Here is a 19,303-nt window from a genome sequence, read left to right as displayed (position 1 = left end):
CGGCTCAAGGCGCGCCGGATTCGGTGCGTGTGGACTCGTGCGCGTCGTGCGGACGCGGTCCCAGCGGCACCGGCGCCATCGTGCGGTACACGCCATCGCGACGGACCCACGCGTGGTACAGCGCGGCCGCGACGTGCAGCAGGAACACCGCGAGCAGCGCGCGCGCCAGCCACGTGTGCGCGGCGCGCAACACGCTGTAGATCGCAGGATCGTGCGGCGCGATGGGGGGCAGATGCAGATCACCCCAGATCACGACCGGATTGCCGGCCGCCGACACCATCGCCCAGCCGATCAGCGGCATCGCACACATCAGCGCATAGAGTGCGATGTGCGAGCCGTGCGCGGCGGCGCGTTGCCAGCCCGGCAGATCGGCCGGCAATGGCGGCGTGCGACGCCGCAGCCGATGGACCAGGCGCACGATCACCAGCACCAGCAGCGCGATGCCGATGGGCCGGTGCAGCATCAGCAACGACGGCCGCAGCGTCATCGACGACACCATCGCCACGCCGACGAACAGCATCGCCAGGATCAGCACCGCCATGCTCCAGTGCAGCGCGCGGGCGAACGCGTCGTGGCGGTCGGTCGGGGCGCTCATCGGGCAGTCTCCGGCGGCGGCGTGCCATCGACATCGGCGCCGCGGGCGACCTCGCGCTCGCGTCGATCGAAGGACTGCGCATACACCGCGGCGCGCGCGGCGAGGATCGGATCGTCCGACAGCGCGACGCCGGTCGGCACGATGGTCGGATCGAAGTTCAGGTCACGGCACGCACCGGTCGCCTGGTCCTGCGCCTCCGTCAGGACGACGGTGCCGACGACGACCTGCTCGCGCTCGTCCGGCCAGGGCGTGCTCGGATCGCTGACGTCGTCGCCTGCGCCGGCGATCGTGGCGACCATGTCCCAGCGCAGCGGCCCCGCCGCGAGCCGCGCGCGCAGCTCGTTTTGCAGATAGTCGCCTTCCGCCGCGTCGCGCTGCGCGGGCGTCATCTCGACGAACGGCGCCTGCGGGCGCATCGACCAGCGCACCAGCTGCGCGCCGCGCTCGCCGGTGAAGCGGTAGGCGTGGATGCCGTTGTACTGCGTGTTGGCGAAGCTGTCGGACCACGGCGCGGACTTCGCCCACGCGGCGAAGCGCTGCGCTTCGGGATGCTGCGCGGCGAACGCGGCCATGCGCGCGGGATCGGGCTTGCCGGTCGCCGGATCCGGCGCCGAGGCGCGCGTCTGCTCGAGGAAGGTCTCGATGGACGCGGCGCCGAAGAACGGAAAGCTGTTCATCGCCATGCGCCACTCGCTGCCGTCGGCGCCGCGCAGTACCAGCGCCATGCTGCGCACGCGTGCCTGCGCGTCCAGACCGTAGGGCGAGCCGCCGCCGATCGACAGCCGGCCGAGCAGCGGCGTTCCGGTGGCCGCGAACACGTGGGCCCGGCTCAATGCGGCGCCGTCCGGGGTGCCGTCGAAATGCCCGACCACGCAGATGCCCTTGGCATGCGCGCGACGGAAGCCGGGATAGGGCGTGGTCGATGTCGCTTCGATGGCGTCGGTCATGCGCGCGGCCGTGAGCCGGTCCGGCGTGAGCCAGCCGGCGGTCCAAGCGAAGGCACCGCCGGCGGCGGCCACGATCGCCGCGATCGCGACATAGGCACCGGTGCGACGGCGGGGTGCGGGAGATTGCGACATGGACGCGGCTCGTGGCGGAACGCGCCGAGCGTACGCCAGCGCGCGGTCAGGCGGGTGAAGGACGTCTGCGGCGTGCGCCGCGTGGAGGGAAAGATCCCATTTCGCGCGGCCGCGCGGCGTGTGTCCGCGCGCAGGACATCGACATACGCGTCGCGGCGGACGGCTCTACAGCGGCCACACCAGCAGCAGCATCGGAATCGCCACCGCGATCACCACCAGTTGCACCGGCAGGCCCAGACGCCAGTAATCGCCGAAGCGGAAACCGCCGGGTCCGAGGATCAGGGTGTTGTTCTGGTGACCGATGGGGGTCAGGAAAGCGCAGGACGCCCCGACCGCCACCGCCATCAGATAAGGGTCGGCGCTGACGCCCAGCGTGCCCGCCGCGCCCACGGCGATGGGGCACATCACCGCGGCGGTCGCGGCGTTGTTCATCAGGTCCGACAGGGTCATCGTGACCAGCAGGATCAACGCCAGCCCGATCACCGGATGCCCCTGCGCCACGGTTTCGAACAGCACGCGCGCGATCAGGTCGGCGGTGCCGGTGGATTCCATCGCGCCCGCCACCGGCATCAACGCGGCCAGCAGCACGATCACCGGCCAGTCGATCGCCGTGTAGACCTCGCGCGGCGGCACGGTGCGCAGCGCCATCGAGGCGACCACGCCGATCGCGAACGCCACCGCGGCCGGCACCAGGCCCACCGCGGTCGCGACGATCGCGCCCACCAGGATCAGGCTGGCGATGATCGCCTTGCGCCGGTCGGGCATGCGCAGCGCGCGTTCGGCCAGCGGCACGCCGCCCGACTCGGCTGCGAATCCGCTGATCGCGGCCTGCGTGCCCTGGACCAGCAGCAGGTCGCCTTCCTGGAACGCCTGCGAACGCAGCCGCCGGCGCGACCGGTGACCCGCGCGCGAGATCGCCAGCACGTTGATGCTGTAGCGCGTGCGCAGGTCCAGATCGCTGGCCGACCGCCCGGCCAGCGCGGAGCCCGGGAGCACCGCGATCTCCTGCAGCATGATCTCGGCATGCGGCGTGCGCGCGTCCTCCCGCGCCTCGTCCTGCGTGTCGTCCTGCTGCGGATCGGCCCCGTCGTCGGCAGCGTCCGCCTTGGCCGATGCGCGCGGCGCATCGGCATCGTCGGCATCGGTGTCTTCGGCGGTGTCCGTGTCCTCGGCGCTGACGTCTTCCTCCAGCTTCGCGCCCAGGCTCGACAGCACCTCGCTGAGCACATCGGCATCGGCTTCGATGACGAGGATATCGCCGGCGCGCACCACGCGCGAAGGATTGGGCGCATGCACGCGCAGTTCGGCCTGCACCATGCCGATCACCTGCGCATCGTGCGTCTCGAGCAGCGCTTCGATTTCGCGCACCGTCTGGCCCACCGCCTTGGCGCCGTCGGGCACGCGGATCTCGGTGAGATACGCGCCGGGATCGAAGCCCTCGGCCGCCGCCTCGCGCCGGACCGGCACCAGCTTCCAGCCACCCAGCACGATCAGCAGCACGCCGGCGACCGCCACTGCCGCGCCCACCGGCGTGAAGTCGAACATCGCGAACGGCGCGTCGCCCGTCTGCTGACGGAAGCCGGACACGATGAGGTTGGGCGGCGTACCGATCAGCGTGGTCATGCCGCCGAGAATCGAACCGAAGGCCAGCGGCATCAGCACCTGGCCCGGCGCGAGCGACTGCTTGCGGGCGATCTGGATCGCCACCGGCATCAGCAGCGCCAGTGCGCCGACATTGTTCATGAAGGCCGACAGCAGTGCGGCCAGGCCGGTCAGCGCCGCGATCGACACCATCGCGCCCGCATTGGCGGGCAGCACCACGCGGGTCAACGCGTCCACGGCGCCGGAGTTCTGCAGGCCGCGGCTGAGCACCAGCACGCAGGCGACGGTGATCACCGCCGGATGGCCGAAGCCCGCGAACGCCTGATCCGCGCTCACCAGACCCACCCCCACGCAGGACAGCAGCGCGGCGCCGGCCACCACGTCGTGTCGCCAGCGGCCCCACAGGAACAGCGCGACCGTGGCGGCGAGAATGACGAGGATCAGGATCTGGTCGGTCTGCATGCGGGTCTGCGAAAGAAGGGCCGCGCGCAGGGTACGCAGCGCGCGGTGGCGACGCTGTCACATTGCCGCGGTGCACCGATGCGCGGCAACGGACATGGCGCGTGCCGGGAGCGCGGCGACTGACGCCGGGCGACGGCCCCTGCGCGGAGGCCGTCGCCCGCAGTGCTTACGGCTGGTAACAGGCGCCCGACGGATCCGCCTCGATCTGGATCAGCTCGCTGCCGCCGCCGCCCCAGACATTGCCGCCGGTGAAGATCAGACAGCCTTCCTCGCGGAACAGCGCCTGCAGGCGCGTGGCGTCATTGCCGAAGTAGAACGGAATCCAGCGCTTGCCCGACTCGTAGGTGTGGAAGCGGTCCGGCGCGCGGTCCATCAGCTCCTGCACGTCCTGCATGCTCATGCCGATCTCGAGCTGCGCGAACTTGCTGCCTTCGGCAGGCGTGCCGACGATCTCGCCGGTGAACGTACCGTCCTTCGACTGCACTTCCCGCGTCTGTCCGTCCTGTGCGGCGACCGATCCCGAGGCCACCACGGCCAGCGCCAGCGCGGCGCCGATTCCCCAATTGCGCATTGCAATCCCCTTGCGTGCTGCGTCGCCGGAATGGCGACGGCGCGGGAATGCTAGCAGGCGATGCCGAGCCGCGATGCAGCCCGCAGCGCCGAACCGATCCCGTGCGCCGCCACCGTTGCTCGCGTGTCCCTGCGCCGCTGCGGTGCAGGCGTGCCATCCGACGCGGCGCATCGCTGCCCTCAGCGCACCAGTAGACTCTGCGCCGCCCCGTTGCTGCTGCCGATCTCGCCGACGGCCGTGAGGTCGACGCCTTCGATGCACGCCAGGTTGAATCCGTACTCGTCCGGCGCGCTGCGGCGCTGGTGGTGCGTGTAGATGCCGCAGACGCTGCAGAACCAGTGTTTCGCGATCTTCGTGTTCCACTGGTACAGGCCGAGCACATCGGCGCCGCGGGTCACGCGCAGGCGGTCGAGCGTCACGCCCGCCATCACCGCGCCCTTGCGGCTGCACAGCGAGCAGTTGCAGCGGCGGATGTGCTCGAAGCCATCGACCAGATCGACCTCGAATTCCACGGCCTTGCAGTGGCAGGTGCCGATGACCGTCCGCATCGCAGGCCGTGCGTGCGCAGCGGCCGCCGTCATTTCTGCAGACCCGCCACGACTTCCGACACGTTGAGGCCCAGTTCAAGCTGCAGGCGCACGTACTCGCGCTCCTTGCGCGAGAGGGCGCGACCCATTTCGATGCGCACGTCCTCCGCCTGCATGATGCGGATGATTCGCGGCATCGCCGAGCCGATCGCGTCCGGGCCGTAGCCGGCTTCGCGCAACGCAGCGGTGAGAAGGGCTTCAAGTTCCATGACGCGTCCGGATCGATGGCGAGGCGGGCATTGTGCGCCAGCCCGCAGGCGGCGCGCCGTGGCATGCGGTGCTGCGTGCATCGCGACGCACGCACGTCGACCTGGCCCGCCGCAGAACCGGGCTGCCGACCGTCGCAGTCAACGCACCGCGGATGCCCTGACCGCGCGCGTGACATCGGGCGTGTCGATGGTGGCCGCGGCGTCGCGCGCGGCGTCCCACTGCAGCAACGCATCCAGCGCCGGGCACAGCGCCTGGCCCCAGTCGGTGAGGCGGTATTCCACTTTCGGCGGGACTTCCGGATAGACCTGGCGCGCCACGATGCCATCGTGTTCGAGCTGGCGCAGTTGCTGGGCCAGCATCTTCGGCGAGATACCGGGCATCAGGCGTTCCAGATCGGAATAGCGCTGCACCTGGCCGCCGAACAGGTGGAACAGGATCAGCAGCTTCCAGCGGCCGCCGAGGCGCTTGAACACCGTTTCCACGTCGGCGGCCGCGGTCGCGGGCGTATAGGACTTACCCATGGGGAAGTGACTTCCTTTTGCGTGCGTTCTTGCGGGCGCGTGGCGCCGCACCGACATTCCGGGAATCTCCACTGCATCGAGGCAAAGACCCATGCAACTCCCCGACACCATCGCGTCTTTCTTCGCCATCGGCAACGGCGCCGATCCTGCCGGCCTGCGCGACTGCTTCACCGCCAATGCGGTCGTGCAGGACGAGCGCCAGACCCATACCGGCATCGCCGCCATCGAATCCTGGCTCGCCGATGCCCGCGCGGCCTCCGAGTGGCGCGCCGAACCGTTCGGGATCGCCGGTGATGCCGACCATCCGGTCGTGCAGGTGCATCTGAGCGGCAGCTTCCCGGGCAGCCCGGTCACGCTGGCGTATCGCTTCGCGATGGTCGATGGCCGGATCGCCGCACTGGAGATCCGCTGATGGCACTGGATCTCGACCTCGCCGGCAAGCGCGTGCTCGTTACCGGCGGCACACGCGGCATCGGCGCGGCGACCGTCGCGGTGTTCCGCGCACAGGGCGCGCGCGTGTTGACCACCGCGCGCAACGCGCCGGCCGACGTACCCGATGCCGATGTCATCGTCGCCGATCTGCGTACCGGGGCCGGATGCGCGCACGTGGCCGATGTCGTGCGCGAGCGCCTGGGCGGTGTGGACATCCTGGTGCATGTCGTGGGCGGCTCGAGTGCGCCCGGCGGCGGCTACGCCGCGCTGACCGAAGCGGTCTGGCAGGACGAACTGCAGCGCAACCTGATGCCTGCCGTGCGTCTGGACCGTCTGCTGGTGCCCGGCATGCTGGCGCAGGGCGCCGGCGTGGTGATCCACGTGACGTCGATCCAGCACCGCCTGCCGCTGCCCGAATCCACCACCGCCTACGCCGCCGCCAAGGCCGCGCTGTCGACATACAGCAAGAGTCTGTCCAAGGAACTCGCGCCCGGCGGCGTGCGCGTGGTGCGCATCGCGCCGGGCTGGGTGGAGACCGAGGCATCGGTCGCACTGGCCGAACGACTGGCCGCCGACGCCGGCACCGATTACGCAGGCGGCAAGGCGATCATCATGCAATCGCTGGGCGGCATTCCGATCGGGCGACCTTCGACACCGGACGAAGTCGCCAACCTCATTGTCTTCGTGGCATCACCGCGCGCGGCCACGGTGACCGGCACCGAGTTCGTGATCGATGGCGGCACCGTGCCGACATCCTGAGCCGGCGAACGTCGCTGCCAAGGTGCCGCCGGCACCGCGCGCGTCGCGCGCCCCTGCACTCGCGACGCGCTGCGTGCACCCGCGCCGTTATCGGCCCGGATCGGCAGGATCATCCGACGCGACGGCCGGCGCCTTGCGCGTGATCGTCTCCTGGAGGCGACCGATCGGGACGCCCAGCAGTCTGACCACGCCCACGTTGTCGATCGTGCGTCCGTCGGCGGACAGCACCAGCTCCTGATGCATGTACACCGGGCCCTTGACCCGATAGCGCAGCGACAGGCGCGATCCCGAAACCGTCGCCTCGACCGGCCCGGCCGCATCGCTAAGCGTGGCGGCGTAACGATGGGGCGCGGTCCGCGTCATGATCCAGAACCGCGACTGCGGCGGTTCGCCTGCGAAGGTGATGGTCTGATCCAGACGGAACGTCCCGTCGCCCTGTTCGGCGCCGTGGCTGGTGACCTGAAACGCGCGCGGCGCGCGGAAGACGAACTTCAGCGTGCCGAGGCCGGTGCTTTCACCGCCGAATCCAGCGCTCGGCGTGAATTCGACGGGTGTCTGCGCGGTGGCCAGTGAGCACGCCACCATCGCTGCAGTGAGCAGCGCAAAGCGCAACCATTTCAGTATGCTCTTCACACGCGAGACCTGTTCGGAACGGACACGCATTGTGGCGGCAAAGCGGTCGCTGATTGCGTTCGGCGTCGGTATTACAGAACGCTTGCTGATGGCGCGATCCATATCGATGCAGCCCGCATCGGGTCCGTCGATGCCTCGCGCGACGCTCCAACTCAGTCTGGGTGAGCCAGACAACGCGATCCTTCGCGACTCACGATGCGGGATCGAAGTGGAAGGCCCGCAGTTCCTGATCGCACCGGCAGGCGGTCGCGAGCCGCGCGGCCCACGCCACCGCTGCGTCGCGTGACGGCAGCTCGAGCACCGCAAACCCACCGTCGAGTTCAGGCCCGGATGGATAGCCGCCTTCAGCAACGCTGCCATCGCCCGACACGCGCACCACCGGAACGCCCGCATCGATGCCCCCGCCGAACACATAGACGCCGGCCGCTTTCGCCGCTTCGATGACCGCATGCGAATCGCGGCTCGCGTGTTCCAGCTCGGCGTCGCGCGCCACCATCGCGGCGGCAGGGAAGGAGATCAGGTACTTCGCCATCAGGATCCACCTTGCAGAAGACCGGCGTCGCCGCGGGACGTGAACCAAGCACCGTTATCCATTCGGGTCGCGAGCATTCGTACCGCTGCATCAGTCACCACGTCAGAACAGCAGTGTGCCGATCAGGAAGACGGCCGGAATCGACAGCACACCGTACGTCACCAGGGTTGCGCGATAGGCCGACGTGTTCGGGACAAGTCGCTTACCCCAGGCGCGCATCGCCAACGCAACCGCCAACAACGCCGGGAGAAAGAGCAGTGCCGACAGGTATCCGGCGCTCCCTTCGAACGTCGATGCGCCCGCGGAATAGGGGATGAAGAACGCAATCGCACCTGCCACTGTCACCGCGGCCAGCACTGACAAACATCGATATAGGGCGCTTGCTTTCATGGGACTCGTGTACATGACGGAGCGCCGCGCCCTTCGCGGCTGATGCCTTGCGGGACGCTTCCACCGGAATCAAGTGAACCTGACACCGTTATGTTTCCGGTTGTCGGGCGGCCAACCCTTCGACCTCGGCCGGTGAGAGCACGACCGAGTGCTTGTAGCCCGGATTGACCGCGATTCCGAACGGGGGACGCGTGATCTTCAGCGCCCAATTGAATTCCGTGACCAGGGCGTGCTGGAACTCCGGCTGCTCCTTGAGCCACGGCGCGGCCTTGTCCGGGCTCGTAAAGACCGCCAGCACCGGAAAGCCTCGAGGGCCATTCAATGTCATGGACTTGAAATCTGCAGGCAGCGCACCGTTCTCCAGCCCCTTATCCAAGGGCACGGCGACGCGCGAGCGCAGCAGCGTCGTGATGAGCTCTGGCCGAAGGGCCGGCTCGGAGGTCGTGCGAATGATCAGCGCTTCCAGCTCGTTTGCGTGCATCCCAATCTCCGCACCACGATGCTCAAAATAAGCCGAGCCGCGAATCGGCGTCGGATTGAATGGATGATTAGGTGCCGAAAGTGAACCTGGCACCGTTACCTGGGTTCGGCTTGAATGAATTGTTAGCGCCCTCAACCATCACGGTTGACCGCCAGTGTGTAAATGTAACTGACAGGCCAGAGGAAGATGACGCTAAAGAACCAAAGCCAGCTGCCCGCGCGGTGAGCACGGCGAGCAGCGATGAAGATGTTTGCAAAGGTAGCAAGGATGGTGGCGTAAAGGACAAGCGCGCCAAGCATCCCGAGGACCTCGCTAGGACTGCCAACGACGGAACCAGAATCACCCACAACGATCCAGCACATCGCGAAGAAGATGATGACCAAGCAAAGGCCAATCGCTGGAATGAGGTTGCGGGAATTTCGCATAGGGCGCCAACGCCGGAATTAAGCCGACCCGCGAAGCGGGGTCGGCTTGAATGAATTGTTAGGGCTCATCGCTTGAAGGTACAGCTGCCAAGCGCTCTGATAGGTCTCTCACCGCGGCAAGCCACTTTAGCTGCACCGTCTGATCCACATCTGCCCACAACTCATACAGTTCAGAGCCTTCTGGAGAGACAACTTTTGAAATTGCCGACTTTGCGGAAGGAATGAGGGCAGTGAGTTCTGATCGAGATTGGAGAGCAATCCACGCGCTCAGATCATCCGGAAGGTCTGGACTTGGACGGCCTGCGGCCGCAGCTACTATTTCTGCTGCAACGAGTGCTGTCATTGCCTCAGGCGCCTCGACGTATGTCGCATTTTGAACTGCGTCTAGGGCGCTCCTAATACCTGAAACCGTTCCAGACTCTGCCCAGTCTGACGATCGATCTAGGGCTTCGTCGTTGTCAAAGTGGCCGACGCCCCAAGTCCCAGCCTGTACAGGTAGCGAAAGAAGAAGGATGAGGATAGCGACGATCAGCTTCATGAGCCCTAACGCTTGAATTAAGCCGACTGGCGAAGACAGTTCGGCTTGAATGAATTGTTAGGTTGCGCCGACCCAGAACCGCTGGGGCTGAACAACCAGTCCTCGTGCCTTGGCTAAATGCCAGTAGAAGGAGTAAGCAGCGATTCTATGATTGCCGTCTACTACCCGATAGCCATCATCATGCTTTAGAAGTGTTGGGGCTCCGGGAAGCGTTCCCTTGGAGGTTAGATGAGAAAGGATGCGATCAAATCGCTCCTTGAGATCAGGAATGCTGGCGCTGTAGAGATTTTCCTCTCCTTTAGCAGCCGCAAGGATCATCTGAGCAATAGACTCTTGGGTCCGCGGGTCAAGCTCATCTAGCGCGATGTGGCCGTGATGCAAGGACCAATTGGTGCTTGTCCAATAATCCTGTGGTTTCTTTTCAAGCAGATATGGCCACCTGCTTCCGCGAGGGGCGCCATCTTCTCCGAAAGGAGGCCATCCCTCGGAGATTGCGTAGGGCAGAAGCCAGTCCTCCAGAATTTCGTCAGGGAAGTTTGGAAGCGTTGCCTTTAAATCAGATAGCTGAGGTGTGTCCACGCAACCTAACGCCTGAATTAAGCCGACCCGCGAAGCGGGTTCGGCTTGAATGAATTGTTAGGCATTGACGACCGCCTTGTACGTGATTCTGCGGAACGATGGCAGCCTAAGCCGCGACCAAGTTGCAATTGTTTGCCAGCCATCGTCGGTTGGGCGCTGTAGCTGTGCTTTGAAGCACCGAGTGCCGCGATAGTGCTCCAAGCTACGATATGTGCCGGCCAAGAACCCACTCACAGCGTCAATGAAATCTCTGACATTGTCCGGATCTGTGCAAGGAAACCACTCGCACCAGAAGTGCCCAACGGACATGTGTAACTCGTCATCGTTTTGAAGCCCGAGTGAGACCTCATGCTTGAGGCCGTCCTGCACGGCAAGACGCAGGCTGATCTCAACAGGGATGTCAAACTCCTCCGTTACCTTTAGATGCGGGAAGCGCGCCCCGATCTCCGCGAAGGCGGCTCTGGCAATTTCTTCAGTCTGCGAGAGTGCTCGGTTCAATGCCTAACGCCTGAATTAAGCCGACCCGCGAAGCGGGTTCGGCTTGAATGAATTGTTAGACCGCGGTGGCATTGCTAGTAACAAATCTGACCGTCCTCAAAGTGCCCGGTGGTGCCCAACGGCAGACCGCATCTGAGTTCAATTGTGTCCCGGGTGCCGTCGTCAACGATAAACATGTTGCTGTAGATCCGTCCGTCTACTTTGAAGCATGGGCGGATCGGGAAACCTTGAGCTAGCACCTTGAACTCACCAGCTCGGTTCGTGACAGCGGCCAAGGGCGCTTTGCCGCAGGTGGAGAAATCGGTGAGATCAGTGGGCAGACGGACCTCTACTCCAGCTTTTGGCTTGCCGCTCAGTACGAAGGTGCCTTCAATTGACCGGCCCGCTGGAGAGCAGCCTGTGAGAGCAAAGCAGAGAAGGAGAGCCATGAACTTCATACGCGGTCTAACGCCTGAGTTAAGCCGTGCCGCGAAGCGGCATCGGCTTGAATGAATTGTTAGGCGGCAACACTACCAACTGCACTTGCGCGCTTGGTCTGGAATGCATGAGCTGCCCTGTAGAAGTGCAGGTGACGGGGTAGCTGAAAAGACCAATCTGTACTCCAACGTGGCTATACCGCCGTGCTCGTATTCGATGATCCATTCGCGGCCTTGCCTCTCTGTACGCGTAAGACGCCTTTTGGGCAAACGCTCGTCCATGACCACATCGGTGGCGCTCCAAGCTGCGTTTGAGTCTGCGAAAGAGCAGCCGTTGCACAACGACACAAGGACAGCTTGAACTTCTATGGGCAAATAGCGCATGGACGCGACCGGCGGAGCAGTAGGCTCTTGGAGCGCCGGTAGCGGATCCGGACGGGAGCTGTAACCCCGTAGGCGGAGCCCACCAAGCACAGCGAGCACTACGACGAGCGCCAACGCAATAATCGTGATCCGCGGCCAATTCAGTGCGGTTACAAATTTGCCTCGGACGCCGCGCTGTTCCATTTGCCGCCTAACGCTTGAATTAAGCCGTGCCGCGAAGCGGCATCGGCTTGAATGAATTGTTAGGTGCCGCTACCCGCATTGGATGATTCGGATGCTCGGCCACGAATGCTGCAACCTCCGATAGCTTCGCAGGCAGCGGTGCGCAAGGATGGCTGCGGTAGCTAGTGAAGCGAAAGCCCGCGTTGTACAGCGCCTGGACCTTGGCCCACTGCTCAGTGTTTCTGGCTGCAGGTGCCTTGAAGGACCGGCCCATTTCATGGAGCTCACCGCCGCAGTTAGCACAGATGACCGGGGTGTCACGAGGCGGCACCTTGAAGCTCTTGCGGCAATCGAAGCAAGCATGCGCCACAAGATATGAGGCGCCATGTTGAGCCACCTTGGGCGTAGTAGGCGCACGGTTATCTGCGTCCCGACGGAGCGCCATGCGTCTGCTCTTCTCGGAAACTGTCATAGGCACCTAACGCCTGAATTAAGCCGCGCCGCGAAGCGGCGTCGGCTTGAATGAATTGTTAGGGCCCAACCAGCGACAGAGCAAGTGAGTTATGAGTGCCACTGGCAAGCCACAGATGATTGGCCAAATACCCAAGGAGAACTCGAAGATGAGGATAGCAAGGCCGGGGCCGATGCCCAGTGCTACCACGTAGGGCCAACGAGCCAATTTCTTGTGCAAGAGCCAAACATAGGCAGGCGCCCCAAAAACCACGACCGGAAGAAAGCCGAAGGCGACCGTGTAGATGAAGAGTAACCGGGCCGAAGTTGCTGGCTCCAGAAGTGAGTTTGTATGTCTGGCCGACTCAATTGCTCCATATGCGGCCATAGTGCCCGCAACGATGAGTAGAGACAAAAGCGCAAAAGCCTCGACTTTCAATAGCTCACGAAGCTCTCTCATTGGGCCCTAACGCGTAAATTAAGCCGCGCCGCGAAGCGGCGTCGGGTTGAATTAATTGTTAGGTGGTGGCCACTTGACAGAACAACCCTCGACCCACCCGCTGTCCCGGCGGATGTATGTGGATGTGCTACCCGTTTTGTCGCTATAGAGAAAAAGTTTGTCGCGTTCCGGAGATATTGTCATATTGATTGGGATGGCGTAGCCGTCAGCATTGGCCAGCATTTCGACACGGTCGCCAGCTTTGCGGTGCAAAAACTCGGTCTGCTTGTCCTCACGGATGACGATGCCAGTACCGTCCGCGTTGAATTGAAGGGCGTCCCTGGGGCTGTCGTCTGGATCCTCACACAGCACCCACTCTCCGAATAGCCAGTCACTCTGTTCTTGAGAGTACGCCGCAGGTGAAGCGAGCGCTAACAGAACGACGAGTATCTTGAGTTGCAATCTGCGAGTCATCTCTTCCACCACCTAACTAGTATTAGACCCCGGATGCGGGGTGTTGCACCCAGTATGCCTCGTCGACTTGTCTCCTGCCACGCAGAAAAATTTCATGCGCATCAGTCGTTTGCGCCGCTCCTACCCGTAGCCCTGCGAAAGCGAATGCCGCGTTATGCGGCATCCCGATCACCAACGCGTTATCAAGCATTTTCGTCGCATAACGCAGGGGCCCGATTCGCGCGTACAGAAAAAAAAGCGGCCCAAGGGCCGCCTTTTCTTGAGGCTTCAACTTAGTGCACGCGGACACGCTTCGCGTTTCACTTCAACCCACGATGCTCCAGCAACGGCTCGACACTCGGGTCCTTGCCGCGGAACTCGCGGTACGCCACCGCCAGATCGCGCGAATGTCCGATCGACAGGATCTTGTCGCGGAAGATCTGGCCGTTCTCGCGGGTCAGGCCGCCGTTTTCGCGGAACCACTGGAAGGCGTCGTGGTCGAGGACTTCGGCGCCGAAGTAGGCGTAGTAGCCGGCTGCGTAGCCGCCTCCCCAGATGTGGCTGAAGTAACTCGTGCGGTAACGCGGCGGCACGGCGGCGAGGTCGACCTTGTACTTCTCGAGCGCCTGCTTCTCGAATGCATCGACGTCCTGCTTGGCCTCTCCCGCGGGCAGCGTGTGCCAGGCGAGATCGAGCAGGGCGGCCGAGAGATATTCGGTGGTGGCGTAGCCCTGGTTGAAGGTGCGCGCGGTGACGATCTTGTCGACCAGCTCCTGCGGCATCGCTTCGCCAGTCTGGTAGTGCTTGGCGTAGTTGGCGAAGACCTTGGGGTCGAGCGCCCAGTGCTCGTTGAACTGCGAGGGAAACTCGACGAAGTCGCGCGGGGTGTTGGTGCCGGCGACGGACGGGTACTTCGTGTTCGAGAAGAAGCCGTGCAGGGCATGGCCGAACTCGTGGAACAGGGTGGTCACGTCGTCGAAGCTCAGCAGCGCAGGCTGGCCGGCCGCAGGTTTCGTGAAGTTCTCGACGTTGTAGACGACGGGAATGGTGCCGGTCAGACCGTTCTGCTCGACGAAGTTGCCCATCCACGCGCCGCCCTGCTTGCTGTCGCGCTTGAAGGGGTCGAGATAGAACAGGGCGAGCTGCTTGCCGTCGGCGTCGAAGATGTCGAACACGCGCACGTCGGGGTGATAGACGGGGATGTCCTTCCGCTCCTTGGCCGTGATGCCGTAGAGCTGGTTGGCGGCGAAGAAGACGCCGTCGTTGAGCACGCGGTCGAGCTCGAAGTAGGGCTTGATCTGCGATTCGTCGAGATCGAACTCGGCCTTGCGGACCTGCTCGGCGTAGAAGTCCCAGTCGGCGGCGCCGGCGGTGAAGCCGCCGTTCTGCGCATCCACCACGCCCTGGATCTTGGCCAGCTCGGCGCGTGCACGCGCGGTGGCGGCCGGGACGGTGTCGGTCAGCAGCTTGAGCGCGGCTTCCGGCGTCTTCGCCATCTGGTCGGCGATGCTGTAGGCGGCGTAGTTCGGGAAGCCGAGCAGCTGCGCCTGGCGCGCGCGGATCTCGGCCAGGCGCTGGATGGTGGCGCGGGTGTCGTTGGCGTCGCCCTTCTCGGTGCGGCCGGTGGACGCGGCGAGCACGCGCTCGCGCAGGCCGCGGTTCTTCAGCGAGGCGAGCACCGGCTGCTGCGTGGTGTTCTGCAGGCTCAGCAGCCACTGGCCGTCCTTGCCGGCGGCCTTGGCGGCATCGGCGGCGGCGGCGATCGCGCCGTCATCCAGGCCGTCGAGTTCGGCCACGTCGGTGACGAACACGCCGCCAGCGTTGTTGGCTGCCAGCAGCTTGTTGCCGAACGCGGTGGACAGCGTGGAGGACTCGGAATTGAGCGTGCGCAGCTCGGCCTTGTCGGCATCGCTCAGCAGCGCGCCGGCGCGGACGAAGCCGTCGTGGGTGTGTTCGACGACGGTGGTCTGCTCGGGCGTGAGGCCGAGCGTGGCGCGCTGGTCGTAGATCGTCTTGACGCGTGCGAACAGCGCGGGATCGAGATAGATCGCATCGGTGTGCTCGGCGAGCTTCGGCGCCAGCGCTTCCTCGGCGGCCTGCAGCGTCTCGTTGGTATTGGCGCCGGTGAGCATGAAGAACACGTTGATCGAGCGGGTCAGCAGTTCGCCGCTGCGCTCCATGGCCTCGATGGTGTTCTCGAAGGTCGGTGCGTCGGGGTTGTCGGCGATCGTGCGGATCTCGGCCAGGTGCTGCTTCATGCCCTCTTCGATGGCCGGCTGGTAGTCGGCGTCTTTCAGCTTGTCGAAGGGCGGGGCCTGGAACGGCAGCGTGCTCGCGGTGAACAGGGCGTTCTCGGCGGGCGCGGCGGTGGCGGCGGTATCGGTGGCGGGCATCGTGGACTCGGGGGCGGTGCGGTCGCCGCAGGCGGACAGCGCCAGCGCGATCGCGGAAGACAGGAGCAACGTACGCAACATGGGAAGACACTCCGGAAAAACAACGCAGGGATAGCGTCGGTCGCGCAGCACGCGGCCCGCCAGCCGCGCAGCGTGCGCCTGTCGCGGGCGGTTCGGTATGTGCCGTTCGTTGGGCGGTTCAGCGTGGGGTGCGGAACGCCGGGGCTCAGCGCGTGGCGGCGAGGGGTTCCGCATCGCAGGCATCGGGGCGGACGTCGCGCACTGAGCCATTGTCGACCAGCATCAAAGCGTCGCGCGGCTCGGTGGCCCGTACCTGCACGGTCGCGGCCAGCCGGTTGGCTTGCGCGACCTCGTCGGGCGTCGCGGCCGCCTGCAGCTCGGCCAGGTGACGCGCGACGTTCAGCGCGACCGGGTGCCGATCCGGCAACGCCGCGATCGCAGGCTGCTGCGCCAGCGCGGTAAACCAGCCGAGCGCCCGTGGCAGGTCCGGCGTGACCGACTGCGCCAGGAACGAACGCCGGCGTCCATCGTCGAAACTGGCGTAGGCCAATGCCAGCGCGTACATGCTGGCGACGTCGCCGTGGCTGGCCGCGCGCAATGCGATCGGTTCGGCTTCGCGGCGGTAGACCTGCAGCGCAGGCAGGGTGTCCATCAGTTCGTGCAGGCGGAATGCGCTGCCGCTGGCGTAATGGCGCATCGCCGGCAGATGGCCGGCCAGGGCCGCCTGCCGCCAGTAGCGCGTGCGCTCGGTGGGCGACAGCGGCGGCACGGCCTCGCAGTTCGCCAGCACCGGCGCCAGAGAATCGCGCCTGCCGCGCAGGCGGTTGCGCGCCTGGGTCGCGCGCTGTTGCATCAGTTCGGTGACCGTCGACTGCCGTTCCAGCGAACGCGTCATCTGCGCCTTCTGCGCGTCGACCGCGCGCAGTTGCTGACGACTGCTTTCGCACCGCTCGTGTTCGGCCGCAAGCCGGCACGCCGCGCGTGCATCGCCGGTCGCGGCGCGTCGCACAAGCGTGTCGTGGATCTGCAGCAGCGGCGTCTCCGGATCGGGCAGCGGCGCGTCAGCTTGCGGCGCTGCCGCCTGACGGCCGGCGGCACGCCCGGGCGGCATGCCCTCGACCGGTGCTACGAACGGGACACCGGCAGATGCCGTCGTGGGTGACGGCGTCTCCGGGGCTGCGTGCCCGCCGCGCCCAGCCAGATACCCGACGCCGCCTGCGAACAGCACGGCTGCGGCGGCGATGACCAGGGTGCGATGTCGCATGGCGCGCGGCCTCCGGGCCTGTCCGTCACACCGTGCCGCGGTTCTTGCCCATGAAGGGCGCATACCAGGTGCGGATCATCGCCATGTCGGCGTCGGGATCGTCGCTGGGATGGATGATCGGGCCGAAGCCGATGACCTTGTCCGGGTAATGGAAGTACATGGTCAGGATCGGCACGTTGGCGGCCTTGGCGATCTTCCAGAAACCGGACTTCCAGCGCTCGACGCGCTTGCGCGTGCCCTCCGGCGCGAGGCCGTACCAGAAGGCCTCGTTGCCATGGATCGCGGCGGCGGCCTGTTCGATCACGCGCGAGGCGCGGCTGCGGTCGACGGGAATGACCCCCAGCCCGCGCAGCGCCCAGCCGAGCACCGGGATGCGGAACAGCGAATCCTTGCCGAGCACGCGGATGTCGAGGCCCAGCGCCGCCTTGGCGGCGAAACCCCAGATGCCATCCCAGTTGGACGAATGCGGGGCGCCGATCAGCACCAGGCGCGAGACGTCGGGCAGCTCGCCGACGACGCGCCAGCCGCCGAGCCGCAGGATGCTGCGGCCGATCCAGCGCGCAAGGCGACTGGGTTTGACGCGCGGTGCGCGCGGCGGGACCGGAATCAGGAACGGATAATTCGAAGTACTCATGCGTCCTCGGCGCAAGGGCCAACAATGCGGGTCAATCCCAGTCGCGCGTGGCGCGACCGCGCTTGATGGTACTGCGTTCGCGTTTCGCCCCGAGCCGGCGTTCCTTCGAGCCGCGTGTGGGCTTCGTCGCCAGACGGGCCTTGGGCACTTCGTAGCCGAAGGCAACGAAGGCCGCCAGGCGCTCGCGGGCGTCCTCGCGGTTGCGGTCCTGGGTGCGGAAGCGCTGCGCGTTGATGACCAGCACGCCGGCCTCGGTGATGCGCCGGTCGCGCCGGGCCAGCAGCCGCGTGCGTACGTGCTCGGGCAGCGACGGCGAGCCGGCGATGTCGAAGCGCAGCTCAACCGCGGTCGACACCTTGTTGACGTTCTGGCCACCCGGACCGCTCGCACGCACGAAACGTTCGACGAGTTCGTCTTCGGGAATGGCGGGCGGCGTGGACATCGGCGGCGATTGTAGACGCTGGCCGCGACGGCGACCGTGCGTCGACGCGCGCGGCGCACGGCCGGTCCGGTTTACAGTGACGCCCCACTCACGGACAAATGGAGTTCTCCGATGGCACGTCGTTTTCCGCTCGTCGCCCTGCTCGCCCTCGCGTTCTGCGCACCGGTCGCCCTGGCCGCGCCGCCGAGCGAAGCCCAGATCGACCGTCTGCTCGAGGTGATGCGGGCCGAACAGACCGCGACCGCGATGGTCCCGCAGGTCATGGCCTCGCAGCAGCAGATGATCGCCCAGCTCGCCCAGAACGCCGACCCCGAGCAGCGCGAAGCCGCGCAGCGGGCCGCCGCGTCGTCGATGCGTGCGGTGGAATCGGCGCTGTCGTGGGAGTCGCTGCAGCCGCTCTATCGCAAGATCTACATGGAGACCTTCACCGCCGAGGACACCGAGGCGATGGTGACGTTCTACAGCAGCCCGGCCGGGCAGAACCTGCTCGACAAGATGCCGCTGCTGATGCAGAACACCATGTCGGCGGTGCAGCAGCTGGTGATCCCGATGCTGCAGCAGATGGAGCGCGACCTGCGCTCGGAGCTCGAGACCGCTCCGGCCACGCCGGCGGAGTGAGTCAAGCCTGCACTGCGGCGCTCATACCGTCGCGGTGCCCGGAAACAGCAGCAGGGCCTTCGCGAACGCGTCGCCCGGTGGCGTGTCGACCACCAGCCGCGCGCCGGTCTGCGGATGGTCGAACCCCACGCGCTCGGCGTGCAGCAGCATGCGGTGGATACCGAGCATGCGGAAGTTGCGGTTGTGGCGGCCGTCGCCGTGGCTGGTGTCGCCGATCAGGTGATGCGACAGGTGCTTCAGGTGCCGGCGGATCTGGCGGAAGCGGCCGGTCATCGGCTCGGCGCGCAAGAGCGCATAGCGCGAGGTCGGAAAGCCCGCCGAGGGCAACGCGAGTTCGGTCGTCGCCAGACGCGTGAAGCGCGTGACCGCGGGTTTCTTCACCGGCTTGCCCGGGCCGCCGTCGAGCGGATGATCGACGACGATGTCGTCCGGCCAGCCGCGGCAGATCGCGAGGTAGTGCTTGTCGACGCTGCGCGCCATCCACTGCGTGCCGAGCGCGGACGCGGTGTCGCGATCGAAGGCCACGAGCAGGCCACCACTGGTCGCGCGGTCGAGGCGGTGGATCAGGAACAGCGGACGGCCGAACTGTTCGCGCAGGCGATCGGCGAGGAAGTCGTGTTCGTCGCGCGCGAGTGCGCTGTCGTGGACCATCAGGCCCGCCGGCTTGTTGACGACGGCCAGCCAGTCGTCTGCGTAGCGCACCTCGATCATCGTGAATCCACTGCTGTGTCGC

Annotated in this window: 22 protein-coding genes and 1 pseudogene; 3 read left to right on the top strand and 20 right to left on the bottom strand. The window is 65.9% G+C overall.

Going from position 1 to position 19,303, the window contains the following annotated elements:
- Nucleotides 1–4: 4 nt before the first annotated feature.
- The 7 genes from CURTO8I2_RS11195 to CURTO8I2_RS11165 all read right to left on the bottom strand — a co-directional run bounded on the left by CURTO8I2_RS11195 (nt 5) and on the right by CURTO8I2_RS11165 (nt 5,627).
- Nucleotides 5–595: a cytochrome b gene (locus tag CURTO8I2_RS11195; RefSeq protein WP_159681151.1), complete on the bottom strand. Its 591-nt coding sequence runs from the start codon at nt 593–595 to the stop codon at nt 5–7.
- Nucleotides 592–1,674 (bottom strand): catalase family peroxidase, encoded by a 1,083-nt coding sequence (locus CURTO8I2_RS11190; RefSeq protein WP_159681150.1) that lies wholly within the window; start codon nt 1,672–1,674, stop codon nt 592–594. The genes CURTO8I2_RS11195 and CURTO8I2_RS11190 overlap by 4 nt, the downstream gene beginning before the upstream one ends.
- 165 nt (nt 1,675–1,839) lie before the next feature.
- Nucleotides 1,840–3,738 (bottom strand): SLC13 family permease, encoded by a 1,899-nt coding sequence (locus tag CURTO8I2_RS11185; protein ID WP_159681149.1) that lies wholly within the window; start codon nt 3,736–3,738, stop codon nt 1,840–1,842.
- A 166-nt stretch (nt 3,739–3,904) separates the two neighbouring features.
- Nucleotides 3,905–4,309 (bottom strand): hypothetical protein, encoded by a 405-nt coding sequence (locus CURTO8I2_RS11180; RefSeq protein WP_159681148.1) that lies wholly within the window; start codon nt 4,307–4,309, stop codon nt 3,905–3,907.
- Nucleotides 4,310–4,488: 179 nt separating this feature from the next.
- On the bottom strand, nt 4,489–4,857 hold the full coding sequence (locus CURTO8I2_RS11175) for a GFA family protein (RefSeq protein ID WP_159681147.1): 369 nt from the start codon (nt 4,855–4,857) through the stop codon (nt 4,489–4,491).
- A 29-nt stretch (nt 4,858–4,886) separates the two neighbouring features.
- Nucleotides 4,887–5,105 carry a polyprenyl synthetase gene (locus CURTO8I2_RS11170; protein ID WP_159681146.1) on the bottom strand — a complete coding sequence of 73 codons (219 nt, stop codon included), beginning with the start codon at nt 5,103–5,105 and terminating at the stop codon, nt 4,887–4,889.
- A gap of 138 nt (nt 5,106–5,243) precedes the next feature.
- Entirely contained in the window at nt 5,244–5,627 is a 384-nt protein-coding gene (locus CURTO8I2_RS11165; RefSeq protein WP_159681145.1) for a helix-turn-helix domain-containing protein, read from the bottom strand.
- 91 nt (nt 5,628–5,718) lie between these two features.
- On the opposite strand from CURTO8I2_RS11165, the gene CURTO8I2_RS11160 reads away from it, so the two are divergent.
- Together CURTO8I2_RS11160 and CURTO8I2_RS11155 are read left to right on the top strand one after the other, a co-directional pair.
- On the top strand, nt 5,719–6,039 hold the full coding sequence (locus CURTO8I2_RS11160) for a nuclear transport factor 2 family protein (protein WP_159681144.1): 321 nt from the start codon (nt 5,719–5,721) through the stop codon (nt 6,037–6,039).
- Complete coding sequence (locus tag CURTO8I2_RS11155; protein ID WP_159681143.1) at nt 6,039–6,818, top strand: SDR family oxidoreductase; 780 nt, start codon at nt 6,039–6,041, stop codon at nt 6,816–6,818. The genes CURTO8I2_RS11160 and CURTO8I2_RS11155 overlap by 1 nt, the downstream gene beginning before the upstream one ends.
- An 87-nt stretch (nt 6,819–6,905) precedes the next feature.
- Here CURTO8I2_RS11155 and CURTO8I2_RS11150 read toward each other — a convergent pair whose 3' ends face one another.
- From CURTO8I2_RS11150 to arfB, 12 genes are all read right to left on the bottom strand, one after another.
- Entirely contained in the window at nt 6,906–7,553 is a 648-nt protein-coding gene (locus CURTO8I2_RS11150) for a DUF3833 family protein (RefSeq protein WP_159681142.1), read from the bottom strand.
- Nucleotides 7,554–7,641: 88 nt separating this feature from the next.
- Nucleotides 7,642–7,983: a YciI family protein gene (locus CURTO8I2_RS11145; RefSeq protein ID WP_159681141.1), complete on the bottom strand. Its 342-nt coding sequence runs from the start codon at nt 7,981–7,983 to the stop codon at nt 7,642–7,644.
- Nucleotides 7,984–8,085: 102 nt separating this feature from the next.
- A complete protein-coding gene (locus CURTO8I2_RS11140) occupies nt 8,086–8,373 on the bottom strand; it encodes a hypothetical protein (RefSeq protein WP_159681140.1) in 288 nt (95 codons plus the stop codon).
- An 88-nt stretch (nt 8,374–8,461) separates the two neighbouring features.
- Nucleotides 8,462–8,854, bottom strand: a complete 393-nt coding sequence (locus CURTO8I2_RS11135) for an SseB family protein (protein ID WP_159681139.1) — start codon at nt 8,852–8,854, stop codon at nt 8,462–8,464.
- A 131-nt stretch (nt 8,855–8,985) separates the two neighbouring features.
- Nucleotides 8,986–9,279, bottom strand: coding sequence for a hypothetical protein (locus tag CURTO8I2_RS11130; RefSeq protein ID WP_159681138.1), 294 nt, complete (start codon nt 9,277–9,279; stop codon nt 8,986–8,988).
- A 58-nt stretch (nt 9,280–9,337) separates the two neighbouring features.
- Nucleotides 9,338–9,817, bottom strand: coding sequence for a DUF4259 domain-containing protein (locus CURTO8I2_RS11125; protein WP_159681137.1), 480 nt, complete (start codon nt 9,815–9,817; stop codon nt 9,338–9,340).
- Nucleotides 9,818–9,874: 57 nt separating this feature from the next.
- Nucleotides 9,875–10,396 (bottom strand): hypothetical protein, encoded by a 522-nt coding sequence (locus tag CURTO8I2_RS11120; RefSeq protein ID WP_159681136.1) that lies wholly within the window; start codon nt 10,394–10,396, stop codon nt 9,875–9,877.
- A 2,421-nt stretch (nt 10,397–12,817) separates the two neighbouring features.
- The gene (locus CURTO8I2_RS11115; RefSeq protein WP_236551084.1) at nt 12,818–13,207 is read right to left on the bottom strand and encodes a hypothetical protein; all 390 of its coding nucleotides are present in this window, start codon (nt 13,205–13,207) and stop codon (nt 12,818–12,820) included.
- A 311-nt stretch (nt 13,208–13,518) separates the two neighbouring features.
- Nucleotides 13,519–15,672 carry a peptidyl-dipeptidase Dcp gene (gene dcp, locus CURTO8I2_RS11110; RefSeq protein WP_159681134.1) on the bottom strand — a complete coding sequence of 718 codons (2,154 nt, stop codon included), beginning with the start codon at nt 15,670–15,672 and terminating at the stop codon, nt 13,519–13,521.
- Between the two features lie 145 nt (nt 15,673–15,817).
- Nucleotides 15,818–16,876 carry a hypothetical protein gene (locus CURTO8I2_RS11105; protein ID WP_159681133.1) on the bottom strand — a complete coding sequence of 353 codons (1,059 nt, stop codon included), beginning with the start codon at nt 16,874–16,876 and terminating at the stop codon, nt 15,818–15,820.
- Nucleotides 16,877–16,901: 25 nt separating this feature from the next.
- Nucleotides 16,902–17,510, bottom strand: coding sequence for a lysophospholipid acyltransferase family protein (locus CURTO8I2_RS11100; protein ID WP_159681132.1), 609 nt, complete (start codon nt 17,508–17,510; stop codon nt 16,902–16,904).
- Between the two features lie 31 nt (nt 17,511–17,541).
- Nucleotides 17,542–17,952, bottom strand: a complete 411-nt coding sequence (arfB, locus tag CURTO8I2_RS11095) for an alternative ribosome rescue aminoacyl-tRNA hydrolase ArfB (protein ID WP_159681131.1) — start codon at nt 17,950–17,952, stop codon at nt 17,542–17,544.
- 111 nt (nt 17,953–18,063) lie between these two features.
- Here arfB and CURTO8I2_RS11090 point away from each other — a divergent pair, with 111 nt between their 5' ends.
- A complete protein-coding gene (locus CURTO8I2_RS11090) occupies nt 18,064–18,570 on the top strand; it encodes a DUF2059 domain-containing protein (protein ID WP_159681130.1) in 507 nt (168 codons plus the stop codon).
- 111 nt (nt 18,571–18,681) lie between these two features.
- Here CURTO8I2_RS11090 and CURTO8I2_RS11085 read toward each other — a convergent pair.
- A pseudogene (locus CURTO8I2_RS11085) lies at nt 18,682–19,281 on the bottom strand (pseudouridine synthase); the annotation flags it as partial.
- Between the last annotated feature and the right edge of the window lie 22 nt (nt 19,282–19,303).

The sequence above is a fragment of the Luteimonas sp. 9C genome (assembly GCF_902506295.1).
Lineage (GTDB): Bacteria > Pseudomonadota > Gammaproteobacteria > Xanthomonadales > Xanthomonadaceae > Luteimonas.
This window is presented reverse-complemented; position numbering and strand designations above follow the sequence as displayed.